12 protein-coding genes are annotated in these 11,649 nt (G+C 44.4%); all 12 read left to right on the forward strand.

The genetic code is table 11. The features are described from left to right. Positions 1-5: 5 nt before the first annotated feature. The 12 genes from QZ169_RS05630 to QZ169_RS05685 all read left to right on the forward strand — a co-directional run bounded on the left by QZ169_RS05630 (position 6) and on the right by QZ169_RS05685 (position 11,539). Entirely contained in the window at positions 6-1,772 is a 1,767-nt protein-coding gene (locus tag QZ169_RS05630) for an ABC transporter ATP-binding protein (RefSeq protein WP_295505256.1), read from the forward strand. Then, positions 1,765-3,510 (forward strand): ABC transporter ATP-binding protein, encoded by a 1,746-nt coding sequence (locus tag QZ169_RS05635; RefSeq protein ID WP_295505257.1) that lies wholly within the window; start codon positions 1,765-1,767, stop codon positions 3,508-3,510. The genes QZ169_RS05630 and QZ169_RS05635 overlap by 8 nt, the downstream gene beginning before the upstream one ends. Positions 3,511-3,606: 96 nt before the next feature. Further along, the gene (locus tag QZ169_RS05640; RefSeq protein ID WP_295505258.1) at positions 3,607-4,029 is read left to right on the forward strand and encodes a hypothetical protein; all 423 of its coding nucleotides are present in this window, start codon (positions 3,607-3,609) and stop codon (positions 4,027-4,029) included. Positions 4,030-4,059: 30 nt separating this feature from the next. Further along, positions 4,060-5,328: a DUF2130 domain-containing protein gene (locus QZ169_RS05645; protein ID WP_295505259.1), complete on the forward strand. Its 1,269-nt coding sequence runs from the start codon at positions 4,060-4,062 to the stop codon at positions 5,326-5,328. Between the two features lie 13 nt (positions 5,329-5,341). Then, a complete protein-coding gene (locus QZ169_RS05650) occupies positions 5,342-5,785 on the forward strand; it encodes a GNAT family N-acetyltransferase (RefSeq protein WP_061602736.1) in 444 nt (147 codons plus the stop codon). A gap of 30 nt (positions 5,786-5,815) precedes the next feature. Further along, on the forward strand, positions 5,816-6,619 hold the full coding sequence (locus QZ169_RS05655; RefSeq protein WP_161543286.1) for an alpha/beta fold hydrolase: 804 nt from the start codon (positions 5,816-5,818) through the stop codon (positions 6,617-6,619). 3 nt (positions 6,620-6,622) lie between these two features. Beyond that, entirely contained in the window at positions 6,623-7,501 is an 879-nt protein-coding gene (gene truB / locus QZ169_RS05660; protein ID WP_268682151.1) for a tRNA pseudouridine(55) synthase TruB, read from the forward strand. A 249-nt stretch (positions 7,502-7,750) separates the two neighbouring features. After that, positions 7,751-8,680, forward strand: a complete 930-nt coding sequence (locus tag QZ169_RS05665; RefSeq protein ID WP_295505270.1) for a bifunctional riboflavin kinase/FAD synthetase — start codon at positions 7,751-7,753, stop codon at positions 8,678-8,680. Positions 8,681-8,791: 111 nt separating this feature from the next. Further along, positions 8,792-9,193 carry a Spx/MgsR family RNA polymerase-binding regulatory protein gene (locus QZ169_RS05670; RefSeq protein ID WP_002906786.1) on the forward strand — a complete coding sequence of 134 codons (402 nt, stop codon included), beginning with the start codon at positions 8,792-8,794 and terminating at the stop codon, positions 9,191-9,193. Positions 9,194-9,195: 2 nt separating this feature from the next. After that, positions 9,196-9,474 (forward strand): UPF0223 family protein, encoded by a 279-nt coding sequence (locus tag QZ169_RS05675; protein ID WP_002897770.1) that lies wholly within the window; start codon positions 9,196-9,198, stop codon positions 9,472-9,474. Continuing rightward, positions 9,464-10,234, forward strand: a complete 771-nt coding sequence (locus tag QZ169_RS05680) for an inositol monophosphatase family protein (RefSeq protein WP_295505260.1) — start codon at positions 9,464-9,466, stop codon at positions 10,232-10,234. The genes QZ169_RS05675 and QZ169_RS05680 overlap by 11 nt, the downstream gene beginning before the upstream one ends. Continuing rightward, positions 10,235-11,539 (forward strand): RsmF rRNA methyltransferase first C-terminal domain-containing protein, encoded by a 1,305-nt coding sequence (locus QZ169_RS05685; protein ID WP_295505263.1) that lies wholly within the window; start codon positions 10,235-10,237, stop codon positions 11,537-11,539. It begins immediately after the preceding gene. Positions 11,540-11,649: the final 110 nt, after the last annotated feature.

Genomic DNA, 11,649 nt, shown 5'->3' on the forward strand with positions numbered 1-11,649 from the left:
ATTCTATGAAGAAAAAATCTGTTCTTGCTTGGATCTGGGACTTTGTTTACCTTCATAAGATATATTTTGTGCTCAGTCTGATCTTTGCCTTTGCTTCTGTGATTTCAGGATTTCTGCCTTATTTCTTTATTGGTGGAATGATTAATCAGCTCTTGGATGGCAATAAAAACTGGAATTTCTACTTGCAGCAGTCAGCTTGGGCAGGTCTGGCCTGGATTGGCTACTGGGGATTTCACGGTATTTCCACCATGCTGTCACATACGGCTACTTTTAAGATTCTAGCGGAAATGCGGCACCGCCTGACAGACAAGCTGGCTAGGCTGCCTCTAGGTACAGTGCTCAGTCAGTCATCAGGCAGTTATAAAAACATCATTGTCGAGCGGGTGGATGCGACCGAAACGACCTTGGCTCACCTGATTCCAGAGTTTACCGCTGGGATTTTTGGTCCGATTATTGTTCTCATTGCTATGCTGGTTATTGATTGGCGGCTAACCTTGCTGTCTCTCCTGACTATTCCCATCGTGGCGCTGGCCTATATGCGGATGGTTGCCAATAGCGAAGCAGACTATCAAAATACTCTGGTCAAGACCAAAAAGCTCAATGATACAGCGGTGGAATACATCAATGGGATTGAGGTTATCAAGGTTTTTGGCAAAGAAAAATTTTCTTACGATAAGTTTGTGACGGCTGCTAGAGAAGGAGCAGACTGCTTTATTGAGTGGATGCGCAAGTTCAATCTGGAGATGGGCATTGTGACTGCATTTCTGCCATCAGGCTTGCTCTTTCTGCTGCCGGCTGGCTGTTATTTCTATCTGCAAGGCAGCCTGACTGCTGGCAATTTCATTCTGATGATTATTCTATCGCTCAGTCTTCTGACTCCTCTGATTTTAGTTGCTAGTTATATGGACGATTTACGGAAAATCAGCACTATTTTTGGCCAAGTCATTGATATTTTGGAAAAGCCTGATTTGAAAAGGCCTCAGGAGCTGAGAGAACTTCCAAAAGCAACAGATCTGGTCATGACGGATGTCAGCTTTGGCTATACAGATGAAGAGGAGGTGCTACATGGAATTTCGCTAGATATTAAGGCTGGCAGCATCAACGCTTTAGTTGGGCCATCAGGCTCAGGTAAGTCTACAATTGCCAAGCTTCTAGCTTCTTTCTGGGATGTCACTTATGGTCAGATTAGCTATGGTGGCTTGGATATTCGCCAGCTTCCGCTAGACTATTACAGTCGGCAGATTGCTTACGTGACCCAGGATAACTATCTCTTTGATGAGACTATTATGGAAAATATCCGAATGGGAAATCCAGCAGCATCTGACGAAGAGGTCATCGAAATTGCCCGTCGCTGCGGCTGTTATGACTTTATCATGAACTTAGAAAACGGATTTGAGACTCAGGTAGGCTCTGGCGGCGGTCATCTATCTGGCGGGGAGCGTCAGCGGATTGCCATCGCCCGTGCCATGCTTAAGGATGCGCCGATTCTTATCTTGGATGAAGCGACTGCTTATACAGATCCGGAAAACGAAGCACGGATCCAGTCCAGTCTGGCTCGTCTGATTGAGGGACGAACCTTGATTGTCATTGCCCACAGGCTGTCTACGATTATGAGTGCAGACCAGATAGTTCTGGTCAATGATGGTCGGATTGAAGCAAGGGGCCGGCATGAAGAATTGCTTGCAGCTAGTGCGCTTTATGCTTCCATGTGGCGGGCCCATATTGCTACCAGGGATAATAGTGAGATGGAAGGAGGGCTGACTCATGCTTAACATACTGAAGAAATTCTTTGATTTCTGTACGGCAGAGGATCGCAGGAAATTTTATCAATCCATTTATCTGGGCATCATCAAGTCCTTTATCATCGCTCTGCGTATCCCAGCAATCGGCCTAGTCGTCATGGGACTGATTGAGAAGAACCTCTCTATGCAGACCTTCTGGCTGGCTCTGGGTATCATGTTGGTATCCACTGTGCTAAACGTCTGGATTACCCTGAAAATTACCATGCTGCAGACGGAAGCGGGCTATCATACCTGTGCTCAGAAGCGGATTGAAATTGCCGAGCACATGCGCTATTTGCCCATGGGTTACTTTAATCAAAATAGCTTAGGCAAGATTACCAGTGTTACGACCAATACGCTGGAAGGGCTGTCTGATGTAGCTACCAGAGTGGTTATGATGACTGTGCAGGGCTTTCTGACGACTGGTCTCATCACTATTTTGGTCTTTCTCTATGATTGGCGGGTTGGACTGGTTCTATTGGTGGGTCTCGTCTTCTTTCTCCTGCCGAATACCCTCATGCGTTGGCAAGTTGGTAAGGTTTCTGATGACAAGTATCAGGCGGATATGGATCTGGTAGCCGTTGTTTTGGAGTACAGCCAAGGGATTGCTGAAGTTAAGAACTACAATCTGGTCAACCGTTCTGCCAAGAAGCTGTCCAAGGCTATTGAAGGCAAGAGTCAGCAAGATACCAAAATGACACTCGTGACCTCACCTTACATCGCCCTACAAGGCATAGTGACCAAGCTGACCGGTCTCTTTATGGGGCTTTTCTCTATCTACTTTTATCTCAATGGCAGTATGGAGCTGCTGGTAACCATTATGATGATTGTCAGTGGTTTTATGATTTATGAAAATCTAGACGGCGTTGGCTCTTTCTCTTCTCTCCTGCGCATTGTTGATTTGTCGGTTGATATGGTCAATCAAGTTTTGGCTATCCAGCCGATGGACATCAGTGGTCAGGATATTGAGCCTAAGAGCAGCCGGATTGATCTGAGAGATGTTAGTTTCTCTTATGGAAATAAGAAAATCATTGACCGGGTTTCCCTCACCATTCCCGAAAAAACAACAACTGCTCTGGTCGGACCTTCTGGATCAGGCAAAACAACGCTTTGTAACCTCATTGCCCGCTTCTGGGATGTGGACCAAGGAAGTATCAGTCTGGACGGACATGATGTTAGGGATTACAGCTATGACAGCCTGATTCGTAATTTCAGCTTTGTCTTTCAAAGCGTTTATCTCTTTGAGGATACCATTGCTAATAACATTCGTTTTGGCAAGCCAGAGGCCAGTCAGGAAGAAGTAATAGAGGCTGCCAAGAAAGCGGCCTGTCATGACTTTATTCTCTCGCTGCCTGATGGCTATGACACCAAGATTGGTGAAGGAGGTGCTAGTCTTTCTGGAGGTGAGCGCCAGCGCATTTCCATTGCACGAGCAATTATCAAGGATGCGCCTATTATCATTCTGGATGAAGCAACAGCCAATGTTGACCCAGAAAACGAAGAAGCCCTCATGCAGGCTATTCAGGCTTTGACTCGCGATAAGACCATTATCATGATTGCCCACCAACTCAAGACGGTTGAGCATGCAGACCAGATTTTGGTGCTGGATCAAGGTCGTATTGTCGAGCAAGGCAAACACCAAGACTTACTAGCTAAACAAGGCATTTACAGTAAATTTATCCAAGAAAGAAAAACAGCCGCCAGCTGGCGGATTGAGATGGGTGAGTGATAAACTGATACAGCAAGCTATTTGGCTTGCTGTTTTTAATTTCGAGAAAGGATGGTATAATAATCATAAAGATTAACGAGCAGAAGTAGGAGAAAGATGGAAAGAGCAGATAAGCGGCCTCCTGGCCGGGCCTTTAGTTTGCATGATTTGAGCACTCGGAAGATTTGGCTGGAAAGCAATCATTTGCATGTTCAGTTTGATTATATGATTGATTATAGTCAGGAGGGCGAAAAGTATTATGAAGCTGGCATTTGCTTTGAAAATGTTGAGCTTGATTATTGTCAAATTTACATTTTGGACAGTCAAGAAAATCGGGCATTCACTGGTGTTTACTATCCATTAGAACATTTTCTAAAAGAATATCCGCAATTTATTATTACAATTATTCACGAATATTACAGTGATAAAAAGTGTCTTTGGCCGGGAGAATTATCAATAGGAAATAAGATTTTTCCTTGTCAGCTCCAAATAATGTATGAAGGCTGCATGAACTGTCGGATCGGAAAAGAAAAAGAATAAAGAGTTTAACTACAGAGAAAGAGGTACCCCATGAACGAAATCAAATGCCCCAACTGCGGGGAGGTTTTTATAGTCAATGAGAGCCAGTACAGTGAGCTTTTGTCGCAGGTTCGAACTGCAGAGTTTGACAAGGAGATTCATGCTCGGATTGAGCAGGAGCTGGCTTTAGCAGAGCAAAAATCCCAGAATGCCCATCAAGCTCTTCTATCGCAGAAAGATCAGGAAATTAGCAATCTTCAAAGTCAAATTGCTCAGTTTGAGACCCAGCAGGAATTGGCAAAGAAAGAGGCGGAGCAGGCAGCTAGTCTTCAATTGCAGGAGAAGGATAAGGAAGTTCAGCAATTGGAAAGCCAGCTGACAACGCTGCGCTTGGAGCATGAAAATCAACTGCAAAAAACCTTATCTGCGCTGGAAAAAGAGCGCGACGAGGTTAAGAATCAGCTAATTCTGCAAGAAAAGGAAGCAGCGCTGGCTCAGACCTCTCTCAAAGAGCGCTATGAGGTAGAGCTGCGGCAGAAAGATGAGACCATAGAATTCTACAAGGATTTCAAGGCCAAGCAGTCTACTAAGATGATTGGTGAGAGTTTGGAACAGCACTGTGAGTACGAGTTTAACAAGAACCGTATGGCCATGTTTCCACGAGCGGAGTTTGGCAAGGACAATGATGCCAGAACCGGCAGCAAGGGCGACTACATTTACCGTGAGGTGGATGAAAATGGTGTAGAAATCCTCTCCATCATGTTTGAGATGAAAAATGAAGGCGATGAGACAGCGACCAAGAAGAAAAACGAGCATTTCTTCAAAGAGTTGGATAAGGATCGGCGGGAGAAAGGCTGTGAGTATGCTATTCTGGTGACACTTCTTGAGGCTGATAGCGAGCTTTACAATTCAGGTATTGTCGATGTGTCCTATGCCTATGAGAAGATGTATGTTATCAGGCCTCAGTTCTTCCTCCCCATGATTACCCTCCTGCGTAATGCTGCGCTCAACTCGCTCCAGTACAAGCAGGAGCTGGCCTTGGTGCGGGAGCAGAATATTGATATTACGCATTTTGAGGAAGATTTGGATGCCTTTAAAATAGCTTTCGCTAAGAACTATCAGTCTGCTTCGACCAACTTTGGCAAGGCCATCGAAGAGATTGACAAGGCCATCCGCCGGATGGAAGAAATCAAGAAGTTCCTGACGACCTCTGAAAACCAGCTGCGCTTGGCAAACAACAAGCTGGACGATGTCTCTGTCAAAAAACTGACACGCAAAAATCCTACCATGAAAGCTAAGTTTGAAGCATTGAAGGAGTGACTAGGAGGATCCTATGCAGATACGAAAAGCAACCATGAAAGATGCTGAAGCTTTACTGTCTTTATACGAAGACTTGGGCTATCCAACGACCGCTTCTAAGCTGGCTCGACGTTTAGAAACGATTCTTTCTCAGCCGCATTATGGCTGTCTTTTAGCTGAAAGAAACGGAGAAATTTTAGGTTTCTTAGGTTATGCAAAGCTCTTCTTTTTTGAAGCAGATGGATCTTACTATCGTATTTTGGCTTTGTCAGTTGCAAAAGAAGCAAGACGACAAGGAATTGCTAGTAGGCTAATCGATGAATTGAAAAAACAAGCGGTAAAAGAAGGAGTTAAGGCACTGGCTCTAAATAGTGGATTAACTGCTGAACGAAATGCTGCACATCAGTTTTATCAGGCGGTTGGATTTGAAAAAGTGACTGCCGGCTTTGCTCTGCATTTAAAAAGTCAACATGAATAAACATGATAAGATAGTAAGGGAAACGAAGTAATGTCTTCAACTAAGGGGAAAACCTTATATTTTAACAATAAGAGCATGGAATATGTGACCTTTGGAAAAGGTAAGAAACCTCTGCTCATCATTCCAGGTCTAGGGGATGGTTTGGCGACAGTTAAGGGAATGGCGCAAATGCTTGCTCTATCTTATAGGAGCTTCGCAACAGCTTACCAAGTGTATGTTTTTAGCAGAATCAATGAGTTGTCAGAAAATTATACAACACGAGATATGGCGACTGATATAGCTGAAGCTATGGATGTTTTAGGTTTGAAAACGGTAGCTGTCTTAGGAATTTCTCAAGGTGGTATGCTTGCCCAATGGTTGACAGCAGATTTCCCAGAAAGAGTTGAAAAATTGATTTTGACAGTTACTACTGCGAAACTGAATAATCTTGGTAGGGAGCGGATTACTCACTGGCTTGAGTTGAGTCAGACGGGATCCTATAAAGAACTAATGTTCGATATTGCAAGTCACTCTTATACGCCAAAATCTTTTGGAAAGTTTAAATACCTTTATCGGATAATGGGAATCTTTGGTCGCATTAAAGATAACCAGCGTATTGCTGTTCAGGCCATATCTTGCTTAAAACATGATAGTCTGGCAGTTCTGGAAAATATCAACTGTCCTACGCTGATCATTGGAGCAAAAGAAGATGATGTTCTAGGTGTGGGAGCTTCGCTCGAATTGCATCACCATATCAAAGATAGCCAGCTCACTATTTTGTCAGACTGTGGCCACGCACTCTATGAACAGCATAAGTATTTCCAAAAGAGAGTTTTAGTATTTTTAGAAAGTTAATCAATGAACGGAATTATCAACCTAAGAAAAGAAGCGGGCATGACCTCGCATGATGCGGTATTTAAGCTGCGCAAGATTTTAAAAACCAAGAAAATCGGTCACGGGGGAACCTTGGATCCGGATGTGGTCGGGGTGCTTCCCATTGCTGTGGGCAAGGCGACGCGCTTGGTCGAGTTTATGCAGGAGGAAGGCAAGGTCTACGAGGGGGAGATTACTCTAGGCTGCTCAACTACGACAGAGGATGCCAGCGGAGACATCTTAGAGCGAACGCCAGTGACGGAACTTTTAGATGAAGCTCTCATTGATGAAGCGATGGAGTCCATGACTGGTGTGATTCGCCAGATTCCGCCCATGTACTCTGCAGTCAAGGTAAATGGCCGCAAGCTTTATGAGTATGCTCGTGCGGGTCAAGAAGTGGAGCGGCCAGAGCGGCAGGTGACTATCTATAGCTTTGAGCGCACCAGTCCGATTTCCTACGAAGATGAGGAAGCCCGCTTTCGTTTTCGAGTGAAATGCAGCAAGGGGACCTATGTCCGAACCCTGTCTGTTGATTTGGGAGCTAAGCTTGGCTTTGCCAGTCACATGTCCAAGCTGACACGGACTTCCTCTGCAGGTATGAGCTTAGATGATGCCTTGACCCTGGATGAAATAGCAGAGCGAGTAGAAGTGGAAGATTTCTCCTTTCTCCAACCACTCGAATTGGGAATCGGAGATTTAGTGAAAGTTGAGCTTTCTGACGAGCAAGTTGAGGACGTGAGGAACGGCCGTTTTATCAGCTTGATATCAGAAGAAGCTGAGCTAGCTGGCTTCTATAAGGAAAAGTTAGTAGCCATTTTAGAAAAGCGGGAAGCAGTTTACAAGCCCCGCAAAGTCTTCCTTTAATATCCGCAGTAGAATTGTCAAAAGATTGTTACTCTTTTGTAATATGAAATGTGCGCTTGCATGTTATAATAATTTCATTAAACCTCACAAAAGGACAGCAACTGCACAACTGCTGTCCTTTTGTTTTACATTTTTCAGCTTTTGACAAACGTCCTGCATTAGAACGGTAAAAATCTTTTTGAATATTTTGCGGTTTCGAGCGGAACGGATATTGTAAAAATAGCAAATGCGTAGTAAAATATAGAAATGATGATAACCAAGAGAATTACAGATGAAAAAGGGATTGATCAGACAGAAGATACGGTCCTTGTTCTAGGCTATTTCGATGGGCTGCATAAGGGCCATCAGGCACTCTTTGAGAAAGCGAGAGAGATTGCAGCGGAGCAAGGTCTCAAGATTGCAGTGATGACCTTCCCAGAGTCGCCTAAGCTGGCCTTTGTCCGCTATCAGCCTGAGCTCATGCTGCATCTGGCTAGTCCAGAAGATCGGATGGCTCAGCTGGAAAGTCTGGGTGTTGACTATCTTTACCTGATTGATTTTACTAGCCATTTTGCGGGGAATACAGCCCGAGACTTTTTTGAGAAGTACGTATCTCGTTTGCGCGCCAAGGCTGTGGTAGCTGGCTTTGACTATCATTTTGGCTCAGACCGCAAAGAGTCACATGAGCTGAGAGATTATTTTAACGGTAAGATTGTTATCGTTCCTTCGGTTAATCTGGATAATCGGAAGATTTCTTCCACACGGATTCGGGAGACGATTGCTGTCGGTGATATGCTGAAAACCCAGGAATTGTTGGGCTATCCTCTGTCCACTCGCGGGATCGTGGTTCATGGCAATGCCAGAGGACGGACGATTGGCTATCCAACAGCCAATCTAGCTCCCTTGGATCGAGTTCATCTCCCAGGAGATGGCGTTTATGTAGCGGACGTTGAGCACAATGGTCAGCGCTATCGTGGTATGGCTAGTGTTGGGAAAAATGTAACTTTTGACGGTGATGAACTCCGTTTTGAGGTCAATATCTTTGATTTTTCTCAGGATATCTATGGCGATAGCATTCGGATTTTCTGGCTGGATAAGATTCGCGATATGGTCAAGTTTGATGGTATTGACAGCTTGATTGCTCAGCTGCAGAGTGATGAACGGATCGCTAGAAGTTGGACTGGTTATCGAAATAGTTGAAAAATTTATATTTTCATGACATTCGGCAGTAATTTTCAAAAAAATATAGTCAAGCCAAATAAAATTTAGTATAATAGAGGTAGTTATTATACAGAATTAGAAGAGAAACGCATGATTACATTATTTTTATCGCCGAGTTGTACTTCTTGCCGTAAGGCGCGTGCTTGGCTGCTAAATCATGAAGTGCCCTTTCAGGAACATAATATCATGACGAGCCCTCTGTCAGCTCCCGAATTGCAACATATTCTTTCTCTGACAGAGAACGGTACAGACGACATTATTTCAACTCGCTCAAAAATTTTTCAGAAATTAGATTTGGATGTGGAGGATTTGTCCATTTCAACTTTGATTCAGTTGATTGAGGAAAATCCCAGTCTTTTGCGACGCCCAATTATTTTAGACGGCAAACGGATGCAAATCGGCTTTAACGAGGATGAAATTCGTGCTTTCCTGCCTCGTAGTTATCGTAAGGAAGAGTTAAGATCCGCAACCATGCGGGCAGATATTCAGTAAAGATGAACAAAAATTATAGTTACCCACTAGATTTATCGTGGAGCACTGAAGAGCTTGCTTCGGTGCTCTCTTTTTTTAATGATGTAGAAGCAGCTTATGAGCAGAAAGTCCAAGCTGAAAAGCTCTTGAAGTCCTATGCGGCTTTCAAGCAAGTTGTTCCTAGCAAGGGCCAAGAGAAGCGAATCGGCCGTGAGTTTGAAAACGTCAGCGGTTATTCGCTTTATCGTGCTGTTCAAGAGGCAAAAAGTAAAGGTAAAGGAAGCATTTCTCTTGGAAAATAAATTTCATTTTGCTAAAGAAATCATCTACCAAGCTGGTGCTTTTTTGAGAGAACATCTCTATGATGATTTGGATGTGAGTCAAAAGACTAGTGCCACTGACTTGGTCACCCAGATGGACCGGAAGGTTCAGGATGATTTGGTGGCTAAGATTCTAGCCCGCTATCCGCAGGATGCTATTTTAGCGGAGGAAAATGGACTCCGACATAATATTACTGATGGCAATGTCTGGGTGATTGATCCGATAGACGGGACCACCAACTTTATCACTCAGAAGGCTGATTTTGCCGTTATGATTGCCTATTTTGAAGAGGGTATTGGCCGTTTTGGCCTGATTTATGATGTGACTAGAGACCAGCTCTATCATGGTGGCGGAGACTTTGATGTCTATTGTAACGACAGGAAACTTCCTGCTTTTGAGGACCGGCCTTTTCAAGATTTTCTCATGGCTTCTAATGCCGGTATGCTGCAAGCCAATGATTGGGGCTTGGCAGACTTGGCTAGGGAGTGTCTAGGTGTTCGTGTTTATGGCAGTGCTGGGATTAGCTTTAGCAAGGTGCTGTCTGGTGGCCTCTTGGCTTATTTCTCCTACAACTGGCCCTGGGATTATGCAGCGGCTTCGATTATGGCGGAGAAGCTAGGCTTTATCGTCCAGACCTTGGATGGCAGTCAGCTAAATTTCCAGACTCGGCAGCCTGTCATGATGGCACCTAAGTGCAAACTATCAGCTCTGAAGCCTTATTTAGAAAAGGGGAAGCAGTAGATGGACTTTCCTAAAGGTTTTAAAGAAAAATATGATCAGATTTTAGGCGCAGAAGCAGCAGAATTTTTTGCGACCTTTGATGAGGAGCCGATTTCAGCCTTTCGTACTAATCCTTTAAAAGAAGGCCAGCAGAATTTCTCAGATGCCATTCCTCAGACAGACTGGGGCTTTTATGGCAAGGTGTCTGGCAAGTCTGCTGAGCATGTGACTGGTCTGGTTTATTCGCAGGAGCCAGCAGCTCAAATGGTAGCCCAGATAGCAGCACCAACTAAGGGGATGAAAGTCTTAGATTTGGCGGCGGCACCAGGTGGCAAGTCAACTCATCTCTTGTCTTTTCTGGACAATACGGGCTTACTGGTCTCCAATGAAATCAACATCAAACGCTCTAAAATCTTAGTGGAGAATATTGAGCGCTTTGGTGCCAGAAATGTGGTGGTTACCAATGAATCAGCTGATCGTCTGGCTCAGGTTTTCGAGGGCTATTTTGATTTGATTGTGCTAGATGCACCTTGTTCGGGCGAGGGCATGTTTCGTAAGCAGCCGGATGCTACCCAGTATTGGACTCCGGATTATCCAGTCCAGTGCGCCCAGCTCCAGCGAGAGATTCTAACAGCTGCTATGAGCATGCTTGCCAAGGATGGTCACTTAGTTTATTCAACCTGTACTTGGGCTCCTGAAGAAAATGAAGACATCGTTGCTTGGTTACTGGAAGAATTCCCTCTTGAACTGATTGATATTCCTAAGATAAACGGGATGACTGAAGGAATTGGCTTTCCTGAGACGGCTCGGATGTATCCGCATCGTTTCAAAGGTGAAGGTCAGTTTGCAGCTCATTTTCACTTTACTGGTGAGAATAGCAGTAAGAAGATTAAACCAGGTAAGAATCGTTTGACGAGCGAGCAAAGAAAGCTATGGCAGGACTTTGAGAGCAAGCATTTAAAAACAGTCTTGATTGGAGAGCTGCAGACCTTTGGGGACAATCTTTATTTGTTGCCAGCTGGACTGCCAGACTTGTCCAAGATTAAGATTGCGCGTAACGGTTTGCATCTAGGAACGTTTAAGAAGAATCGCTTTGAGCCTAGCTTTGCCCTAGGCTTGGCTATGAAGCCCAGCGAGGTTCTGAATCGAGTTGAAATCAATAATCAGGACTTCAAGAAATATGCTGCAGGCGAGACGATTGAACTGGCAGAAACGCAGCCGAACGGCTGGTACCAGCTGGTCCTTGGCGGGAACGGCCTGGGCTTTGCAAAAGTCACTGGAAAAACCCTGAAAAATTATTTCCCAAAAGGCCTGAGATTTAGATAAAATATTAGGAAAAGCTGGTATTATATGATATAGTTGAAGATGTGAATGTATTGAAAAAAGCTTCTTTCTGCTAAGTAAGAAATACTAAAGATACTTCCCATCCTCTTGAT

It is taken from the genome of uncultured Streptococcus sp., assembly GCF_905372115.1.
In the GTDB taxonomy this organism is placed as follows: Bacteria; Bacillota; Bacilli; order Lactobacillales; family Streptococcaceae; genus Streptococcus.